The organism is Pseudobacteroides cellulosolvens ATCC 35603 = DSM 2933 (genome assembly GCF_001262605.1).
GTDB classification, from domain to species: Bacteria; Bacillota; Clostridia; order Acetivibrionales; family DSM-2933; genus Pseudobacteroides; species Pseudobacteroides cellulosolvens.
In genome coordinates this window covers 425,165-444,739 of record NZ_LGTC01000001.1, presented here as the reverse complement: position 1 = coordinate 444,739, position 19,575 = coordinate 425,165, and the positions used below count along the sequence as shown (strand labels likewise).

General features: G+C 36.0%; 17 protein-coding genes and 1 pseudogene. 7 read left to right on the top strand and 11 right to left on the bottom strand.

Features of this window, described 5'->3' with window-relative positions; all coding sequences use genetic code 11:
* Positions 1–191 precede the first annotated feature (191 nt).
* Complete coding sequence (locus Bccel_RS02060) at positions 192–959, top strand: nucleotidyltransferase domain-containing protein (RefSeq protein WP_036946414.1); 768 nt, start codon at positions 192–194, stop codon at positions 957–959.
* Here Bccel_RS02060 and modD read toward each other — a convergent pair.
* From modD to Bccel_RS02025, 7 genes and pseudogenes are all read right to left on the bottom strand, one after another.
* Positions 942–1,796, bottom strand: a complete 855-nt coding sequence (gene modD / locus Bccel_RS02055) for a ModD protein (RefSeq protein WP_036946411.1) — start codon at positions 1,794–1,796, stop codon at positions 942–944. The genes Bccel_RS02060 and modD overlap by 18 nt on opposite strands.
* Before the next feature lie 91 nt (positions 1,797–1,887).
* A complete protein-coding gene (locus Bccel_RS02050; protein ID WP_036946408.1) occupies positions 1,888–2,667 on the bottom strand; it encodes an ABC transporter ATP-binding protein in 780 nt (259 codons plus the stop codon).
* Entirely contained in the window at positions 2,664–3,770 is a 1,107-nt protein-coding gene (locus Bccel_RS02045) for a FecCD family ABC transporter permease (protein WP_036946405.1), read from the bottom strand. Before Bccel_RS02045 ends, Bccel_RS02050 begins: the two co-directional genes overlap by 4 nt.
* A gap of 17 nt (positions 3,771–3,787) precedes the next feature.
* Positions 3,788–4,480 (bottom strand): annotated as a pseudogene (locus Bccel_RS02040) (ATP-binding cassette domain-containing protein); the annotation flags it as partial.
* A 95-nt stretch (positions 4,481–4,575) separates the two neighbouring features.
* Positions 4,576–4,755 (bottom strand): DUF1858 domain-containing protein, encoded by a 180-nt coding sequence (locus Bccel_RS02035; protein ID WP_160317678.1) that lies wholly within the window; start codon positions 4,753–4,755, stop codon positions 4,576–4,578.
* A gap of 17 nt (positions 4,756–4,772) precedes the next feature.
* Entirely contained in the window at positions 4,773–5,396 is a 624-nt protein-coding gene (locus Bccel_RS02030; RefSeq protein ID WP_036946399.1) for a class I SAM-dependent methyltransferase, read from the bottom strand.
* Positions 5,397–5,419: 23 nt separating this feature from the next.
* A complete protein-coding gene (locus tag Bccel_RS02025; protein WP_050752996.1) occupies positions 5,420–6,586 on the bottom strand; it encodes an ABC transporter substrate-binding protein in 1,167 nt (388 codons plus the stop codon).
* 750 nt (positions 6,587–7,336) lie between these two features.
* On the opposite strand from Bccel_RS02025, the gene Bccel_RS02020 reads away from it, so the two are divergent.
* The gene (locus tag Bccel_RS02020) at positions 7,337–8,293 is read left to right on the top strand and encodes a substrate-binding domain-containing protein (RefSeq protein WP_036946396.1); all 957 of its coding nucleotides are present in this window, start codon (positions 7,337–7,339) and stop codon (positions 8,291–8,293) included.
* Between the two features lie 34 nt (positions 8,294–8,327).
* Here Bccel_RS02020 and Bccel_RS02015 read toward each other — a convergent pair whose 3' ends face one another.
* From Bccel_RS02015 to Bccel_RS02000, 4 genes are all read right to left on the bottom strand, one after another.
* Entirely contained in the window at positions 8,328–9,275 is a 948-nt protein-coding gene (locus Bccel_RS02015) for an ADP-ribosylglycohydrolase family protein (RefSeq protein ID WP_036946392.1), read from the bottom strand.
* Between the two features lie 129 nt (positions 9,276–9,404).
* Positions 9,405–10,412 (bottom strand): AAA family ATPase, encoded by a 1,008-nt coding sequence (locus Bccel_RS02010; protein ID WP_036946389.1) that lies wholly within the window; start codon positions 10,410–10,412, stop codon positions 9,405–9,407.
* 13 nt (positions 10,413–10,425) lie between these two features.
* Entirely contained in the window at positions 10,426–11,130 is a 705-nt protein-coding gene (gene pnuC, locus Bccel_RS02005) for a nicotinamide riboside transporter PnuC (RefSeq protein WP_036946386.1), read from the bottom strand.
* Between the two features lie 2 nt (positions 11,131–11,132).
* On the bottom strand, positions 11,133–11,999 hold the full coding sequence (locus tag Bccel_RS02000; protein ID WP_036946383.1) for a TIGR02452 family protein: 867 nt from the start codon (positions 11,997–11,999) through the stop codon (positions 11,133–11,135).
* 238 nt (positions 12,000–12,237) lie between these two features.
* Here Bccel_RS02000 and Bccel_RS01995 point away from each other — a divergent pair, with 238 nt between their 5' ends.
* The 5 genes from Bccel_RS01995 (at position 12,238) to Bccel_RS01975 (ending at position 19,484) form a co-directional block, all read left to right on the top strand.
* Positions 12,238–13,239: a DNA polymerase beta superfamily protein gene (locus Bccel_RS01995; protein ID WP_036946377.1), complete on the top strand. Its 1,002-nt coding sequence runs from the start codon at positions 12,238–12,240 to the stop codon at positions 13,237–13,239.
* A gap of 467 nt (positions 13,240–13,706) precedes the next feature.
* Positions 13,707–14,810 carry an RNA ligase RtcB family protein gene (locus Bccel_RS01990; protein ID WP_036946374.1) on the top strand — a complete coding sequence of 368 codons (1,104 nt, stop codon included), beginning with the start codon at positions 13,707–13,709 and terminating at the stop codon, positions 14,808–14,810.
* 11 nt (positions 14,811–14,821) lie between these two features.
* Positions 14,822–15,466, top strand: a complete 645-nt coding sequence (gene prfH / locus Bccel_RS01985) for a peptide chain release factor H (protein WP_036946371.1) — start codon at positions 14,822–14,824, stop codon at positions 15,464–15,466.
* Positions 15,456–16,958: an RtcB family protein gene (locus tag Bccel_RS01980; protein ID WP_050752995.1), complete on the top strand. Its 1,503-nt coding sequence runs from the start codon at positions 15,456–15,458 to the stop codon at positions 16,956–16,958. The genes prfH and Bccel_RS01980 overlap by 11 nt, the downstream gene beginning before the upstream one ends.
* Before the next feature lie 228 nt (positions 16,959–17,186).
* Positions 17,187–19,484: a DUF5050 domain-containing protein gene (locus Bccel_RS01975; protein ID WP_050752994.1), complete on the top strand. Its 2,298-nt coding sequence runs from the start codon at positions 17,187–17,189 to the stop codon at positions 19,482–19,484.
* The last annotated feature ends 91 nt before the right edge of the window (positions 19,485–19,575 follow it).

Genomic DNA, 19,575 nt, shown 5'->3' with positions numbered 1-19,575 from the left:
ATCTTATAGCATCTAGATATTTTTGTCAATTTTGCTTTACTGTACCATCTTAATTCAGCACTATTATCGTTATCCATGCATAACGCTTTATATTATTGCCAATATGCATTATTCTAGTGTTTTATAAAATAATTTAAAGCTTTGTACATTGTGATTATATGTTATATAATATTTTCAAGATGGAGGTAAAAATGAGGGACATTATATTATCAAAACTTAATGAGATGGAAAAAGAAAACAACATAAAAATCCTTTATGCTGTTGAATCGGGCAGTAGGGGCTGGGGTTTTGCTTCAAAAGACAGCGACTATGATGCACGTTTTATATACATAAGACCAATTGACTGGTATTTGTCAATCGATGAAAAAAAGGATTACCTAGAATACCCTATAGATGAGTTGCTTGATATAAACGGCTGGGACTTAAAGAAGGCATTGCAGCTATATAAGAAGTCAAACCCACCGCTTTTAGAATGGCTTAGTTCACCTATTGTCTATATGGAAAATTACAGCTTGGCTCAAAAAATGAGGGATCTTTTACCTGACTTCTTTTCTGCTGTACCTACTATTTACCACTACCTTCACATTGCTAGAAACAAATACCAGGAGATAATGAGTACCGATCAGGTAAAAATCAAGAGATATTTTTATATTTTAAGACCTCTTCTTGCCTGTATGTGGATTGAGAAAAACAATACCATGCCACCTATGGAATTTGTTAAGCTGATGACAGATCAGGTTCTCGATGGTGCCTTGATAAATGAGATAGAAAAATTGCTTAATAAAAAGACTTCCGGGCTGGAAATTGATATCGAGCCCAAAAGTCCTCTATTAATTGAATTTTTAAGGAGTAAGATCAGTTATTATGAGAACCACCTCAAATCAGTTAAAAAGACAAACGTTTCTGATTATAGTATTTTGAATACACTATTTCAAGAGACATTAAAGGAGGTCTGGTAATCTTTCTATCAAAACCTTGATATCAGAAGGCTTTCCATAATAAACAGATGAAGTGGAAATTGCATCAACCCCAGTGGATGCATATTCCAAAATATTTTTCTCGTTTATTCCCCCTGTGGCAATCAATGTGACTTTAGGGTTTATTTTCCTTACTTTTTCCACAATGGAAGCCAGTATATCCGGCTTTAGCTTGTCAAATTGCAAGCTATCTATACCCGACCCAGCAAGAAGAATAGCATCCCACTCATTTTCAACCTCAGCAATAATTTTCTTTTCACAGGATTTTACCTTTATTTGATTTATCATTTCAGATAGTCCTTTATATCCTCCAAGAAAAGCTAAATGATGCTTAAAAATCAGAATAGTTTCCGAAAGTCCAAGCCTGTGAGGAAGAGCACCACCTGCAATTATTGCTTTTATGGCAAGCTCCTTTGTACCTGGGATAGACTTTCTGGTCGTCACTATTGAAATATCACGATTTACGCTTCTGGTTTTATCAACTAGCGATTTTGTTCTGGTTGCAACACTGCAGTAATATTCCAAAATGTTTAAGGAAACTTTCCAGGCCATGTGAAGATTGGAAACCAAACCTTTTCCGATTAAAAAAATATCACCATTTCCAATCTCAGTACCTGAAGGAAGTGCTTTAACAACTGTTATTTGAAGCTTTTCAAAGATTTTAGTCACTTCCTCAACACAGGATAAAACCATATCTTCTCTTGCCGTAAAACTTATCTCTCCCATGTAGTTTCCAATTCCTAAAACATGTGTTGTCAAATCAAAATAAGGTATATCCTCACTAAGAAATCTTTCAATCATTTCATCTTTTATATACATAATAAACCGCCCTCTTTTAATATAATAATGGTATCTTATTTATTAAATCATCAAATATTCTCCGTATATTTTGACCTCTCTAACTTAGCAATTAATTGATCAAAGGAATACATGCCTTAATAATATTTCCTTTTTGATCCATTGCACTTGTTATCTTTACATCTATTCCATAAGCAGATTTTAAATTTTTTTCCGTCACGATTTCATCGGCATTTCCAACTAAAAAACTCCTATGCTGCATCAATGCAACTTTTGAGGAGCAAAGGAAAACATGATTTGGAAAATGGGAAGTCATTATGACAGCAAGACCTTTTTCCGAAAGTCTTTTTATCCTTTCCAGCACTCTTATCTGATTTCCAAAATCCAGATTGGATGTTGGTTCATCCATTATAAGAACCTTGGGCTCCTGGGTCAAAGCACGGGCAATTAGCACCATTTGCCTTTCTCCACCGCTTATCTCCGTATAGACCCTGTCTTTAAGATAGGATACTCCCAACATTTCAAGTGCATTTTCAGCAATCTTCACATCTTTTTGGGATGGCAATGCAAACAAGCCAAGATGGGCAGTCCTTCCCATTAAAACCACATCCAAAACAGAAAAGGGAAATGGAGGCGTATGAGCTTGAGGAACATACCCCACTACCTTTGCAAAACGGCTTTTGGGGATTTGGGAGATATTTTCTCCATCCAAGAGTATTTCTCCTCCCATTAGCTTCAAAAATCCCAGAATACTTTTAAAAAAAGTGGTCTTTCCAACACCGTTAGGCCCTAAAAGGCATAGTATTTCTCCTTTTACCACATTTAAAGTTATTTTTTCGACCACCATTTTCTTTCCATAGCCGCAAGACACATCTCTAACTTCCAACATCATATCCATCCCTTCTTTCCTTTTACAAGTAAATAAATAAAAAACGGTGCACCAATAATTGAAGTAAGTATACCAAGTGGGATCTCCAGCGGAAAGGCACTTCTTGCTATATCATCTACCAATAGCAAAAATGTGCTTCCGATAAGAAGAGAAGCAGGCAGTAAAACCTTGTAGTTGGGACCAACCAACATTCTTGCCAAATGCGGTATTATAAGCCCTATCCATCCTATCATACCGCATACCGAAACAGAGGAAGCTGTTAGGAGGGTAGAACATATTATGATTGTCATTCTTATTTTGGAGGTATCTATACCAAGGGCTTTCGCCTCCTCTTCACCAAAGGACAGCACATTTAATTTCCATCTCAAAAGTATAAGAGGTATAGTTCCTAAAAGGATCGGAACCAAAATCATAAGCACATCCTTTATTACCACTGTACTCAGACCTCCCATAAGCCAGAATGTAATTTCCGGAAGCTTGCTATTGGGATCTGCCAGGTATTTTGTAAGGGATATAAAGGACGAAAACAATGTGGAAACCACCATACCTGTAAGCACCAAAACCAATACTGCATTATTTCCTTTTCCAATAATAGAACTTATTAGTAAGGTCAACACCACAGCACCTAATCCGAAAAGAAATGAGGAAACCTGGATTCCCACAATTCCAAATGACAACAGTATCGCCAATGCCGCACCAAAACCAGCTCCCGCAGAAGCACCAAGTATATCTGGAGAAACCATGGGGTTTTTAAAAAGCCCCTGATAGCAAGCACCTGAAACCGATAGTGCTGCACCGATAATCATAGCAGCAAGAATTCTAGGGATTCGCACTTTTAAAATAACAGTTTCTACTGTTTCGGAGGAAACATCACCAATTCCAAGTATTTTTGAAACCAATGTATTGATTATTTCAGATATGGTTATATTATATCGTCCCAAGGTAAAGGATAAGAAGAAAACAGCAACAGGCATCAGTACCAGTATCATCATAACTGTATTTACATTTCTTCTTTCCTTATTCCTTGTTGTGTCAATTGTTTTTATATTTGTTTTTATATTTGTTTTTATATTTGTTTTTAATGTGATATCATTTGCCTGCTGCATAAAAACCCCTCCTCTATTCAAAACCCAAACATATTAAACTCTATTTTTTCACCGTTTCTTAGCTTGTTTCTAAGCTCTAAAAGTTTGTTGTCCAACTTATGCAAAAACTCCAAATTTACTCTTTCCTTGCTGCTTGTTTCAATAATTTTACTGATACCCCCATTTTTTATAACAATCCTTTTATCACCCATCAGGGCAAGGATGGGGTCATGAGTAGACATTAAAACAATTTTTTCTTTTTTTACAAGAAGTTCCAATGCCATTTTCCTATCCACCCCTGCATTTTCTATCTCATCTATTAGCACAATGGGCGAAGCGGATAATAGTGCCGTATCTGCAATCATCAACGCCCTCGACTGGCCTCCGCTTAACGAGGTTACAGGTGTACTCAAAGTAAACTTTTCTCCAGCCAGTTCAGTAGCACATTTTATAATCCTATTCACAGCTTCATCAACATTTTGCATCATACGGCTCTCAGCTTCCATTGCCACAAATTCTTCTACCATAAGATCCATAATAAAATTCATGTTTTGAGATAATTGAGCCACAAGCCTGTTGCCAATGGAAAATCGCTTATCCACAAGCGGCACCTCTCCATTTATAAGTACCTGTCTTCCTGTTTGAGTATCCTTCTGGGCAAGGCATTCTATATCTGCTAAAAGCCTGCTTTTTCCCGAACCAGTAGAACCTACAATACAAATAATTTCTCCCGGTGCCACTCATCCAATGATACCGACAATATATATTCTCTCATACAATCACATCCCCAAAATCCATCTTTTTAAGGTTCCCAGTTTGAAATTCCTCACTGATCCTGGTTTATATCCTTAACTTCGAGTATAGTCTTTAACATGGAGGTTTCGCCAACTTCATCCATAAGATCATCTATACTGGAGCCATTAAAACCAACTGTTGAAAAGATCGGTAAGGTTTGTGGATACTTATTTATAATTTCTTTTACATTGCTTTGACTGTTTATTTTCATGACGACACCTCTTTCATTTAATTTTTTACCTTTCTGAATATAACCCATATCCCCTTTTCATCATCGCTTACCTCAAAGTTGGAAATTCCTAAGCCATTTAAAATTGTCGTAAAGTGCTGCACCGTATTACCTTCAACATACTTTTCCCTGCTTCTTGGCCACTCACTATCCCTTAACTTCATCTTCCTATCTATCTCTTCTTTTAGTTCCTTATTACCAAACCCTCCTCCTATATAAGCCATACCACCATCCACCAAAATTCTGTAAATTTCTTCGAAACCTTTTTTCTGATCTTGCCAGAACCATACCGATCCTCTGCTTATGCACAAGTCTACAGACCTATCTTCCAAAGGAATATTTAATACATCACCAAGAAGAGTTGTAGTTCTTTTTGCAAGACCCCAATTGTGGGCACGTTTTGACGCAATTTCCAAAGCATCATTAAGTTTGTCTAAAAAAATAATATTCATTTTTGTAATCTGTGCCATTGATAGACCCAAGTGTCCTCCGCCGCTTCCTATATCAAGGCATTTTCCTGTGTCAATTCCAGTCTTTTCTTTAATCTGCTGTGCAATAATTGGATAGATTGGCAAGAATGTGCCATTTGCAATTTCATCAAATTCATATGCCTTGCTTTTCATAAATAACACCTCCACCACATTTCTTATATCGCTTTGTTCAGTATGTAATTCACTTCATCATCAGTAAGTTTTTTATGATAAAACAAATCGTAAAACTCTTTTACTTCTTTCTTAATATCATATTTGAAATAATCTGGATAAAGAAGTTTTGAAAGCCACTTGATTCCTATAATGCGATTTACTGAAGGCGGTCTGTCAATCCAGTTAAATGGGTGATACGGCACTTGATACACCTTTTTATTTTTTACAGCACTAAGGTTTTTCATTGTACTATCACTCATTATATAGTTATAGGGATTCTTTTCATTTGTAGTTCCTGCATCTGCACAAACCAGAATAATTTCAGGGTTCCATTTAAGTAGTTGTTCCATTGATACGGATGACCGGCCATACCCCTTTTGCATCTTTACATCAGCAACATTTAATGCACCGATAAGGTCTATAACCTCTGTATGGGGTGAACCCTTGGGGTCTGTCTGCATTCCTTTTTCACCCTCGGCATAATATACCCTTACTTTCTTGTCCTCTGGAATTTTTGCTGCAGTATCAGCTGTATCTTCAATAACTTTTTTACAGTAATCAGCAAGATTTGCCGCTTTGTCGTTTTCTCCTAAAAGTTCTCCAAGCTTTTTATAAGCTATGTCCATGGATTTAATATCAAATCCGATATATGCAACAGGTATACCAAGCTGTTCCTGAATCTTTTGGGATCCATCCACTGATGTATGATCAACATTCCCCATATTGATAATAACATCAGGCTTTACCTTTAGAATTTCTTCTGCATTCATTTTGTTATTCATTCCGAAATTGCCGCTTAGAACAGGAAGATTTATATAGCTTTCCGAAAGAAACTTTTTATCATCCTCTTCAACCTTGCTGCTTAAACCAACAATTTTGTCCGGAGCCAGTGAATACATTATTATATTACCTACAGGACTCAATGAATAAACCTTCTTAATGTTTACAGGGACTGTTATTGTTCTGCCAACTGTATCTGTAAAGCTTTTTGTTTCAAATGACTGACTATCGGCACCGGCAGCCTTATACTCAGTTTTGTTTTGATTCAGTTCTTGGGGCATATTATCAACTTTGCCACCACAAGCAGTAAAACCTCCTGCAATAAATACTGCCAACATAAAACCATATGCCATTTTTCTAAATTTGAAAAATTTCAATAAATAATTCATTTAACCGTCTCCTTTCTTGCATTTCTCAGAGTTAATACACACAAAACTAGCTCAATTTCCCACACATCAAAAAATCCCCAGTGACGACTATATTCTGCTTATTATCGCATAACTATCTCGTCCTGGAGATTTATTTACAAAGTATTCGTTGGTCATACTAAAATAATGATAAGCTTCCAAAAGATAATCAGCAAAAGACGCTTCTTCATTACAATAACCACAACAAATTAGAGTTTCTGCAAATATAAAAAACGACAAAACCATAACGCCTATTCAGGAGTCATAATCTCATCATTGAGTTACACATGTACATGCTGTCCTAATTGCTGACATGGCAATTCAAGACATGGCATAACACTTATTAACTTGGATATAACTTTTTGTAATGTTTTATTATGTTTTATCATGTTTTATTATATATCTGCATTTTAAAAAAATCAATAGCAATGAATAAAATATTGTAAAATTTTTCATTCTCTCACTTCCAATAAACAATACACATCCACAAAACTCGAACATTTCATCATCTTCGAAATTAAACTCGTAACATTTTTGATATTCTTATGCATAAAACAATAGGTTTAATTGCAGCACTACCTTCCAGTTATACCTGTATTATTGCTTTTATCTCAATTATAAGATATAATATATCCAAATATAACCTTTAGTATATTTTTGTTTAGTTATATAACGTTTTACACTTTTATATCACTTGTGAATTAACATTAAACCAAAGTGAGGAAGATGATTATGAATGACAATTCAGCCTTAACGCCTCAAGAAGTGGCTGACATATTAAAAATTTCAAAGAACACAGTCTATGAACTGATTAAACGTGGAGAGTTAAACTCTTATAGAGTTGGAAAAAAAGTAAGGGTTGATTCAAAAGACGTAGAATCATATAAAAATAAATCAAAGAGCATCAAAAACGAAGACCAATCCGGTCTCATTTCAGAGAGGTTAAAATCTTATAATCCGTTAAATGACGAATTACCTAAAATTAATGGTTTTGTTATCTGTGGGCAGGATATTTTATTGGATATTCTGTCTAGATACCTGCAGTTACATCCAAACGGAATACAGGCTTTACGCTCATATGTCGGAAGCTATAACGGCCTCTATGAATTATATCAGGGCAATGTCCAACTGGCTACCGCACATCTATGGGATGGAGATACCGGACAGTACAACATTCCTTATGTAAGAAGAATGCTGCCTGGAATACCAGCAGTTATAATTCACCTTGCATGCCGCCTTCAAGGCTTTTATGTTGCGTACGGCAATCCTAAAAATATAAAAGGATGGGAAGATTTAAAAAGAAAGGATATAACTATAATAAATCGTGAAAAAGGCAGCGGAACCAGAGTACTTTTAGATGAACATATCAGAAAGCTGTGTATACCGTCATATAATATAAAGGGATATAATCGTGAAAGCACATCCCATCTTGCCATCGCAAGTACAGTTGCACGCGGCGGTGCAGATTTGGGTCTCGGTAATGAGAAGTCAGGATTGCAGGTAAAAGGAATTGAATTTATACCACTGCAAACAGAAAGGTATGAAATGGTAATAAAAAAAGAGGACATGGAAAAAGCCCCCTTTAAAGCTGTCCTTGAAATTCTCCGTTCTCAGGAATTAAAAATGGAACTAGAAGGAATAGGTGGATATGATCTGACAGAAATCGGTCAAATCGTTGCGGAAACATAAAAAATGTTGAAAGTATTGCATTTATTTTTATCCCTCATATAACCCCATGATGCAAAAGTAGTCCATTAATAAGAGTGTGTAACTCTTCCCTCCCCCTTAATGAAGCAACCCAGCGATCCGGCATGCTGTCAAAACCGTATGCTATCCCTGCCAATCCTCCTGCAATTGCAGCAGTTGTATCAGTATCATGGCCTAAACTGACAGCAGCCTTGACAACAGCTTCATATGAATCTTCATTATTTAGAACCATTCTGACACTTCTAAAGGAGTCAACTACATATCCTCCCCCCTTGCCAAAGGGTTCATCATCCGGCCTTAAGCAGTATTCCAGTTCATTATAATACTGAGAATCCTTCCTATATATTTCCCTTAATTCCTTTACTGCTCCCTTGTAGGCTTCATCAACAAGCAGATCATTCATCATTCCTTTAGCCCATAGACAGTATAATGCACAACATACTTGATTTATCTCGTGCCCATGAGTCACAAGAGATTGGAGATGGGCAAAGTATACCAGCTCTTCATTATCACCTTTATGCCATAGTGCAAGGGGTAATACCCTCATAAGTGAGCCGTTACCCTTGCCATCAGGTATTATAAAGCCTGATTTGTTCGGCGGCATTCCATTTTTGTATTCTCTTAATGAAGCTGCAGTCTGGTTTCCAACATCAAAAACCTTATTATCAACCGCCCATAAGCCATTTTCATACCAAGCAAGAAGCTTTGATGCAAAGTTATGGATATCCATTGTTTTACATTCAAGCAGCGAATCAAGAAGGCACAAAGCCTGTGCTCCGTCATCAGACCATGTTCCCGGCAATACTCCCCTATGTGACCTAACAAATCCATCAGGCGGATTAAATTCAATCTTATCTTTTGGCGGAAGATCTGAAGGGTCATTGAACTCGTATGGCACCCCCAAAGCATCTCCTATTAATAATCCCCATAATCCCCCAAGTATTCTATCCATTTGCCTGATCATATCCAAGACCTCTTTCCATTTTATTAATTTATTAATAATTCTATTTGATTTATATTTTGCAATAATCATTTTACGTTTTTAATGCAAAACATTTTTCTAAACATGTATATCAACATACACTATAGTTTTCTAGACACCAAGATATGCAGGGTTGTCATACTTCCTGAACCTATTTAAAACCCTGTCCACCACACTCATGCGTTCTTCCAAAGACCCTCTAAGCTCAACATAGGGAATTTTCCGTTCCTTCAAATCGGCAATTATCTGTTTTTGAAACACTTGCCTTTTCTGATCCCCCGAACGGTCCCATGTATCATCATAGGGAATATCGTCACAGCACAGAAAATATAAATCATACCTTGATTGTGCTTTAAGTGCCATCATTTGAAGCTCGTCAAGTACATATCCCTGGTAGTCCATTCCAAACATGTAGGTTGTTATTGCATTTGTGTCAACAAAGAAATATTTATTTGATTCATAAAAGAGTTTATCTTCCCTCTCAATATGTCCCTTTGCAATTTCAACCATCTGTTCAGCTGTTATCCTCCTATTGACTTGGTGCTTTTCCCAGTATTCCCTGCCATATTCAGGCATCCATACCGTATTATATTTATCTGCCAATTGACTGCATATGGTGGTTTTCCCGGTTGACATCGCTCCTACAAAAACCACTTTGATTATCAAATCATTATATACTAATGGATTAATAAATGCCCTATGCTTAAATGCGTTTTCTCTGATCATTGTTGCAGATATGGGGAATGTATCCCTATTTAAGTCAATTTGCCTATTCTGTGCCCCTAATGCTTTACTTACATGATCCCCATAAAATTCATTTGAGTAAAAATGGGTTATATTTATGTCCTTCATCCTTTGAAGTATATAATCCTCATTAAGCTTTTTGATCTCAGGTGTATCCCCAACCTCCTGAGGTCCGTCCCAAGCCTCTATTACTTTAGCTTTAGGATAAAGGGTGCGTATCCACCTGCTCCTTACATGTAATGGAACCTCAATCAGATCAGTATCATATATCATCACATAGAGCTCATCCATTTCTCTTAATGCCGTTTCAATTATATACTGATGCCCCTTATGTAAGGGAGCGAATTTGCCTAGTACCAAACCTGTTTTCTTCATATTTTACCACCTCTCATGCAATCCATGCTTTGTCATCTTCTTTTGATAAATTAGTATCGCTCGTACCCTTGCTCCATCTATACAAACCATATACACTGTTTACAAGATATGCAATCCACATAAGTGTCATTGCAGCAGCTCCAATTCCCTCGTTTGAAAGCCTAATGCCCCACATTACTATTTGAGCAATATTTATAGTTATATATAAAAACCACTGCTCTCTGAACCGAAACATCATAGCAAGAGTTGCAATTATAGATGTCACCACAATAAAAGCATCGAGGTATGGTGTGTTTTGTCCTTTAAAGGTGGTAAGCCAAATCCCGTAACCTATAGTTGCAGCTATACATAAACTTATCAGTCCCACAATACCCTTCCAACTCATTTTTCTCATAATTACAGTATTTCCATTATCAATTTGCCTTTTCCACATAAACCATCCGATTATTCCGGTTGGAACATAAAACAAAAGGTTTAACATAACTTCTCCGAATAGTTTATTCTGATAGCTTATCCATGCATATCCAATTGAATTGTATATTCCGAAAATATAGTTCCATACATTTCCTTTAGCAGCAAGAACAACACACATAACTCCTGTAAGATAAACTGTAATACCCAGAACATCAGTCTTCCAAAAAAATGAAAGCACCAGCATTATGGCTGAAAATACAGTTAGCCATATAATCTCAAACAAATTCCATCCTTTTATATTCATTGTTAACTCCCCCCAAGCATTTTATTGAAGGCATTAAAATTCCTTTTATCCTCCGCCTTCTCATATACAGCAAAAACAATTTTATCAAACAAAACCTTGTATCCTTCTTTTATAAGTACTCTTTCGAAATATTCTGCCACATCTTCGGGTTTATTTTTAAATACGCCACAACCAAAAGCCCCTAAAACTATTGCTCTGCTGTTGTTGATTGCCGCTACAGCCAGTATCTTCCTGATTCTTTCTATCATTACTTCTCCAATTTTATCCTGATCTTCCTTGTCCCTTTGCATTACAACCCCTGCGTTTACAGCTGGAGCAGTAATAACAGATATTAGAACCGGTTTATCCATAAGCTTTCCGCTATCATATCTTATAAAGGGAACTTTTGGAGAATGGATCATATAGTCTGAATAGAGGCAAGTCCTGCGACTCCGGTTATATTCATACATTTCACTCATATGTGAGATACAAGGATAGAGTCCGGAGGACCTTGCAAGGCTTTCTTCCTGTGCCTGGCTTCCAGTTAGAAACCCTCCTCCAGGATTCTTGGCTGAAGCGAAATTAAGACAAACTGTCTCATTAATTCCTTGCTGATTTATAAGCCTCAATGATGCTGTTATCGTTGTTTCACCTGTTACTTCAATGCTGCATTTCCTTCCTTTATTTAGATTCAGCAGATCTTTTACAGATTTCTCAATACTTTCAGGTATATCTGGCTTATATAATGTCGAGTTTGAAACAGCATAATCAAGATCATCCTTAAAGCTAATCTTATCACCGTCACTATTTATATAAAAGCCATTATCCAGAATTTCAAGTGTTTCCTTTGCAATTTCTACTCTTTTCTCTCTATTGTTTATTCCTGCCATAGTTCCTCCCCCTTCTATCAATCATTCTTTGTTATTATCATTTTGTTAATATCATTATATTACCATTTCTATGACTTTGTCAATGTTTTTTTAAATTTTAGCAACTTGGCACATGTGTTTTCTTAATTCGTCAACACTCACATAGAAATCGGAAGTAATATTTTAATCATTCCTTACTTGATACATCCTGATAAAGTTATATAATTTATATATGAAGATGTAATCAAAGGAGAGAACAATGGATATAAATTCGATAAAGGAAAAACTTTCTAATGAAGAGTATAACTTTATAAGGACAGACCCAAACCTTGGAACCAATATATTGATACTAACCACTGCAGGATCAATAGCATATGGCACAAATGTTGAAACCAGTGATATTGACATAAGAGGCGTCACTTTGGAAACCAGACAGGTTATAATGGGATTATCCAACTTTGAACAATTTGAGGATAGAATAACCGATACTGTTATTTATGGTCTTAAGAAATTTATAAACCTCTGCTTAAACAGTAACCCCAATGTACTTGAGATATTGGGCACTCGAGATGATCATCTCCTTGTTATTACAAAAGAAGGTAAGCTTATAAGGGACAATGTGGGATTATTTCTATCAAAAAGAGCCATAGTAAGCTTTGGCAACTATGCAACAGCACAGTTACGAAGGCTTCAAAATGCCCTTGCCCGGGATAACTATCCCCAAAAGGAAAAGGAACAGCATATTTTAAACAGCATATTAGGGCAGATGGACCACCTGAAGAGAACCTATAAATCATTTACAGACAGTGAAATCCAATTATATATAGATAAATCGGATAAGGAAGATGTGGAAACCGAGATATTTATTGATATAAACCTAAGCCACTATCCCCTGCGTGACTTCAAAAACATTTATTCCGATATGCACAATATTGTTAAGGAATACGCAAAACTTAACCACCGAAATAGTAAAAAGGATGAACTGCACCTTAATAAGCATGCAATGCATCTAATACGCCTTTTGGTTACAGGGACTGAGATATTGGAAGGTAAAGGAGTTAATACATATAGAGATAAGGAACATGAGCTTTTTCTCAATATTCGCAATGGAAAATACAGCTATGATGAAATATTTGAAATGGTGAACGATTACGAAAAACAATTTAAATATGCTGCATCAAACACAGTCCTTCCTGATGAACCTGATTACAAAACTGTTGAAGAGATGATGCTAACAATTTACAAAAGCCTTCTTCTTTAAATAAACTATTCAAAAACCTTTTTATAAAGGATTATTTCAATATCATTACAAATATTGACTATTAGCATTATACTATTATATAATTAAATAGTAATTTAAGGTTTACTAGGTGAAAGGAGTGTTGAAAATGACAACAATAAATTTAGAGGTGCTTAAAATATAATTTAATACCCGACCTAAGAGCTATACGTTAAGGGACTATCCTTTTTGTTATGCTTTTTAAGGTCAAACTATAAGTAACCGTCACCTGGTAGTATAAATGCTATTTAAATTCACGATGGGTTATCGTGTTTTTTTATTGCCAAAAAACTGTTGCAAAATTATGGTATTTGTTATTACAAATGCCTAATCTGCTTCCCTATAAAAACCGTGTTTGTAGACGCTGTTTACTATAATCACGGTTTTTTATGCTTTTTTTACAGGTAATGTTGATCAACATTTGAGAATAAAAGGAGAAACAAATATATATGAACAATTTAACTATTATTTCATCACAAAAGAATTGGCTTGAGCAGGATGCAGTCATTCATCTTAAAAAGCTCTGCACTCTAGAAGGAGTCGTTAAGGCTGCCGGATTACCTGACCTTCATCCCGGCAAGACACCTGTAGGCTGCACAATAATCACTGAAGATATGATATACCCCCATCTTATTGGTAATGATATCGGCTGCGGTATGAGCATTTATACCACTTCAATTGAAAAGAGGAAAATTAAAACCGATAAGATTATTAAAAAACTTGAGTCGATTGCTAGCCTTAAGGAAATAGAATTACCGGATGACTCAGGGTTAGACCCCACTTCTTCCCCATTAGGTCAAAGCCTTGGTACTATAGGCGGCGGAAACCACTTTGCAGAATTTCAGGAAGTCAATGAAATATTTGATGAAGATAGATTCAAAAGCCTGGGTTTTGATAAAGGTCATATAACACTTCTTGTCCACAGCGGTTCAAGGGGATTTGGTCAGGCTGTTTTGGATGAAAGCATCAGGCTTTATGAAGCACAAAAAGGTCTTCCTATTAGCTCCGATGCAGCCCGCAATTATCTTTCCAAGCATGATGATGCTGTGAAATGGGCCCTTATTAATAGAGATATGATATCATACCGTATTTTAAAGGCTGTTGGAGCAGGCACTGAAAATGAAAGGCTGCTAGACTCCTGCCACAATAGTATAACTATGAAGGAACTTGATCAAAAACAGCACTATATTCACAGGAAAGGTGCTTCACCTTCTGATACAGGTGCTGTTATTATTCCAGGTTCCAGAGGATCGCTTTCTTATCTGGTAATGCCAAAAGATAATACTGAAACCTCGTGTTATTCTCTTGCACATGGTGCAGGTCGCAAGTGGGAACGCAGCCTTTGCAAGTCGAGGCTACAAGGTAAATATACCAGAGAAAGCATAAAATCAACAGCCCTAAAGAGCCGTGTAATTTGTAGCGATAACAGTCTGCTTTTCGAAGAAGCACCTGAAGCTTATAAAAACGTTGACACTGTTATTCAAAGTCTTTTGGATTTTGAACTTATAGACATTATTGCAACCTTTAAACCTATAATAACCTATAAAGCATAATTGGAGGATATATGTGGATACAAATCAGTTCAGGAAGAGGTCCTGATGAATGCGAATTGGCAGTAAGCCTTTTTATAAAAGAGTTTCAAAAAGAATGTGCCGATAAAGGCATTAAATCAAGAGTAACCGATGCAGAACCCGGAAACATTAAGGGAAATTTCAAATCAGCCCTACTTTCGTTAGACATTGATGATAGTGCAAACAACATGGACGATATCAATATAGTGAGCGGCACAATGCTATGGATTTGTAAAAGTCCATACAGACCCAATCACAAACGGAAAAACTGGTTTATAAATATTGAGGTTTTAAAGCCACCCCAAAATCTTGAATTTCACGAAAAGGATGTAAAGTTTGAATCCATGAGGAGTTCAGGCCCCGGGGGGCAAAATGTAAATAAAGTGGAAACTGCCGTAAGGGCATTCCACCTTCCAACGGGTTTTACTGTAACTGCCAGCGAGGAAAGATCACAATACATGAATAAGAAACTGGCACTTGCAAGGCTTTCCGCACTTGTTAGAACTAGAAATAACGAAGAAAATGAAAAACACAAAAAAGACGTATGGATGCAGCATAATACCCTTGAAAGAGGCAATCCTGTAAGGGTTTATGAGGGCAGCAGCTTTAAATTGAAGGAGATCTATAATGAACCATAATATTGATGAATTCAGCAAACAGAAATTTCCTGTTAGATTCTTCAAAAATGCTGATGTAAGATTTGAAAACAATGCATTGGAAGAGCTTAACAATCTACTGAACTTATCAGATACGATAGAAAGAATCAAAGCAGTAGATAAGGATTTTTTCATGGATACAAAGGCAGATATCAGCGAAGTTGCCATAACCCCTGATTTTCATAAGGGTGCTGGCATACCTATTGGTACAGTAATGCTTACCAATGGTTTTATTGTCCCCCAAGCCATCGGAAATGATGTAAATTGCGGCATGCGGCTTTATACAACTGACCTTAAGGAGGATTGTATAAAGTCAAACCTTCCTGACCTTGAAAGAAGAATCCGCCATATATTTTTTGAAGGCGGCAGGGATATACCAATGAACAGTATACAACGGGAGTCAACCCTTAGGGAGGGAATCATAGGTCTTTTAGAGACCTCCCATATAGCTAAATCAAAAGGTATATGGAAATTCTACGATCCAAAACAGCAAGAGTTGGATATTCTGAATATAAGTAGTCTTGGCTCAATGATAACCGACCAGGTTATTGGCCTTCAGGATTTTATGGGCAGCAGGGATTTGTCTTATGATGAGCAAATTGGTTCAATCGGAGGCGGTAATCACTTTGTAGAAATACAGAAGGTTTCTGAGATTTTGGATAATCAAATTGCTAATGCCTGGAAAATCAAAAAGGGTCAAGTTGTTATAATGATACATACAGGTTCAATTTCAATCGGGCACCACAGCGGTATGCTTTTTAGGCAACTGGTAAAAGGAATCTATCCTAAAGATATCAAGGCACCAGATAATGATATTTACATTCTGCCCTATTCAGAAAAGTACATGAACGAATATAACATGTTTTGGTCACTGTTATCAAATGCCGCCAATTTCGCCTTTGCCAATAGGCTCTTTTTAGGTTTGATGGTCTATAAAGCATTAAACGGAATAATAGGAGAATTTGACTTTAAGCTGCTGTATGACTCTCCCCACAACCTTGTGTGGAAAGAAGAGTTAGGTGGAAAAAACTACTTTCTTCACAGGAAAGGTGCCTGCCCCTCCAGAGGAATGAGCCAAATGTCAGGGACCAATTATGAATATTATGGAGAACCTGTTTTTATCCCAGGTTCCATGGGCTCCTCTAGTTTTATACTTGCAGGCCTGGGTAACAGGGAAAGCCTCTTTAGTTCGAGCCATGGTGCAGGAAGAAGTCTCTCTCGAGGTAATGCTAAAAAAGCAAGTAATGAACTTTTTAGAGATTTTATTAACCACTTTAAGGTTATTACACCAATTGACCCAAATAAACAGGATATAAAAAGCAGACCTGATATACTTAAAAAGTGGGAAGATGAAATTAAGTCGGAAGCACCTTACGCATACAAGGAAATAACCCCTATTATTAAGACACATGTGGATAATGGACTTGCAAAAGTAGTTGCACGGATAGAACCAATACTTACAATTAAAGGCTAGGAACTTTGATTGTTGTCGTGAGAAATTATGGTGTGCAAAGCTTAACTGAAAATTATATCTGTTTAGATACATACTGGGTCAATACATACATATATAAATACGTTATATTAAATAATTTTCTACATTGAAGGCAGCAGATGAAAATGATAAACTGTATAAGTATATATCCTTTAGCGTTTTGAGGATAAATGTTTTGCAGTTTTTAATTTATATGAAGGGGAGAAATTAATGAGAAGTTTTAGGATCAAAATAATTTTAAGTGCTATTCTGGCAGTATTTCTCTGCTCAAGCTTAATATTGCTTAAGTCACAGGCTTTTGCAGCAGAATCTGATGATAATAGCATTAAAGTGGCAATTGATGACAAATTTTTGACATTTGATGTACCGCCCAGTATTATATCAGGAAGAACAATGGTTCCTTTAAGGGTTATATTTGAGGGACTTGGTGCATCAGTAACATGGGACGAAAAGACCAAAACAGTAATTGGAAAAAAACAAGGGAAAACCATTAAACTTACAATAAATAACAAAAATGCCTATATAAATGGTAAGCTTATTAAAATAGATGTACCTCCCAAGGTAATAAGCGGTAGGACATTGGTACCTACAAGGTTTATTGCCGAGAGTCTTGGAACGGATGTTTATTGGGAAGCAAAAGCTAAAATAGTAAGTATAATACCACCTCAAGCAATAAAGTTTTCAGATGCCAAGCTGGAAGCAGCAATAAGATCAGCATTGAAAAAGACAACTGGAAGTATAACAACAACCGATGCTAAAAAAATTAAAACCCTGAATCTTGAGAATAAAGGTATAGCAAATATTGAAGGCCTGCAATACTTTAGAGGGCTTACAGAGCTTAATTTAATGAAGAACAACATTAAGGATATTAAAAGGCTTGGATGTCTTACCGAACTTAAAACCCTTAAATTGAGCCTAAACAGAATATCCGATATTTATCCTTTAGAGAATTTAACCAAACTATGGATGCTTTGGCTTATGGAAAACCAAGTGAAGGATATAGGACCGCTCAAAGAATTAAAAGATATAGCAGGGCTTGATCTGCGTTATAACCAGATTTTTGACCTTTCGCCCCTTAAAAATCTGAAGAAGATGGATTATCTTCATATTAGACACAATCCGTTTACAGACATAAGTGTGTTAAAAGAAATAAAGAATACAAAGGCAATTTACATAGAAGAGTATGACAAGCCCAGCAAAATAGATCAGCAATTAATTGACAAATATAATAAGTTTGATAAGAAGGTTAAAGAAATAATAGCAAACGTAATTAAGCCTGAAATGAAAGAATTGGAAAAAGAAATTGCATTACATGATTATATTGCTATGCATGTAAGATATGATATGGAAAACTTCAAAAATGATACAATTCCATCCAAGAGTCATACCGCATATGGAGCACTGATGGAGAATGTAGCAGTTTGTGACGGATATGCAAGGTCACTTCAGATACTCTTAAATGCCGTTGGAATCGAGTGTATTATGGTAACTGGAAATGCTGAATTTTTAAGTGGCAAAGTAGCGTCTAAAAACACTTCAAATTTACATGCATGGAATATAGTTAAGATAGATGGAGTTTATTACCAAGTTGATCCAACATCTAATGATAAAGACCTTGATAATGGAAAGAGTGACATAAGTTATTATCATTTCAACATTTCCGATAAGCAGATGGGTATTGAGTATACATGGGATAGAGAGGCATATCCTGTGTGCAGTACTGATGGAGCAGTATTTGACTTACAAAATAGAGAGAAAAGAAATGTCATTGTATCTGATAACCAATACTTCTTTATAAACAGTAATAAAAATATAGTTAAAATGCCTTTTGACACAAAGAAAAAGATGAATCTATGCGACGATAAGGCAATCCAGATTTTACTTTATGGTGACTGGATCTATTATATCAATGAGACAGACGGAAGTAGTGTTTATAAAATAAAAACAGACGGTACATCAAGAACCAAGCTTTGTGAAGGAAAAGTATGGGAAATTGAAGCAGCAGGGGAAAGTATTTATTATACAAAAGACTTTAAAGTAAATAGAATGAATTTGGATGGCTCAAACAATACGGTATTTAATACAGATAACGGAGTTATATGGGTTGATGTTATAGGCGATGCTATATATTATAAGGCATTTAACTATGGTTTAGGAGCAAGGCTTGTAAAATCAGACTTAAGTGGTTACAACAAAACACATATACCTTCTGATGAACTTACTGGTATATTTCCAAAAGATAACGGAAGAGTGAATTACTACTATGTTCATGATGAACATATAATAAATGACTGGATTTATTATATAAATAGTTCAGATCAAAAAAGCATATACAAGAATAAAATAGATGGCACAGAAAGAACAAAGCTTACTGCAGACAGTGTTGCCGAAGTTACAGGTGTTGATATGCAAGTTTTTGGTGAGTATATTTACTATAAAAATGCATCAGATGCAGGAAAGCTTTACAGGATAAAAACAGATGGTTCAAATAGAATTGCTTTGGAATAATGGTCAAACTTATGATGGCGTTGATATTCACCAGAGCTTCATAGAAATTAAAATGAAAAAGGCATTCTGCTGCATTTAATTAAACATAATG

Coding starts and splice junctions, on each gene's coding strand:
- Bccel_RS02060 (WP_036946414.1), top strand. CDS start 192: ATGAGGGACATTATATTATCAAAACTTAATGAGATGGAAAAAGAAAAC.
- modD (WP_036946411.1), bottom strand. CDS start 1,796: ATGTATATAAAAGATGAAATGATTGAAAGATTTCTTAGTGAGGATATA.
- Bccel_RS02050 (WP_036946408.1), bottom strand. CDS start 2,667: ATGATGTTGGAAGTTAGAGATGTGTCTTGCGGCTATGGAAAGAAAATG.
- Bccel_RS02045 (WP_036946405.1), bottom strand. CDS start 3,770: ATGCAGCAGGCAAATGATATCACATTAAAAACAAATATAAAAACAAAT.
- Bccel_RS02035 (WP_160317678.1), bottom strand. CDS start 4,755: ATGAAAATAAACAGTCAAAGCAATGTAAAAGAAATTATAAATAAGTAT.
- Bccel_RS02030 (WP_036946399.1), bottom strand. CDS start 5,396: ATGAAAAGCAAGGCATATGAATTTGATGAAATTGCAAATGGCACATTC.
- Bccel_RS02025 (WP_050752996.1), bottom strand. CDS start 6,586: ATGAATTATTTATTGAAATTTTTCAAATTTAGAAAAATGGCATATGGT.
- Bccel_RS02020 (WP_036946396.1), top strand. CDS start 7,337: ATGAATGACAATTCAGCCTTAACGCCTCAAGAAGTGGCTGACATATTA.
- Bccel_RS02015 (WP_036946392.1), bottom strand. CDS start 9,275: ATGATCAGGCAAATGGATAGAATACTTGGGGGATTATGGGGATTATTA.
- Bccel_RS02010 (WP_036946389.1), bottom strand. CDS start 10,412: ATGAAGAAAACAGGTTTGGTACTAGGCAAATTCGCTCCCTTACATAAG.
- pnuC (WP_036946386.1), bottom strand. CDS start 11,130: ATGAATATAAAAGGATGGAATTTGTTTGAGATTATATGGCTAACTGTA.
- Bccel_RS02000 (WP_036946383.1), bottom strand. CDS start 11,999: ATGGCAGGAATAAACAATAGAGAGAAAAGAGTAGAAATTGCAAAGGAA.
- Bccel_RS01995 (WP_036946377.1), top strand. CDS start 12,238: ATGGATATAAATTCGATAAAGGAAAAACTTTCTAATGAAGAGTATAAC.
- Bccel_RS01990 (WP_036946374.1), top strand. CDS start 13,707: ATGAACAATTTAACTATTATTTCATCACAAAAGAATTGGCTTGAGCAG.
- prfH (WP_036946371.1), top strand. CDS start 14,822: ATGTGGATACAAATCAGTTCAGGAAGAGGTCCTGATGAATGCGAATTG.
- Bccel_RS01980 (WP_050752995.1), top strand. CDS start 15,456: ATGAACCATAATATTGATGAATTCAGCAAACAGAAATTTCCTGTTAGA.
- Bccel_RS01975 (WP_050752994.1), top strand. CDS start 17,187: ATGAGAAGTTTTAGGATCAAAATAATTTTAAGTGCTATTCTGGCAGTA.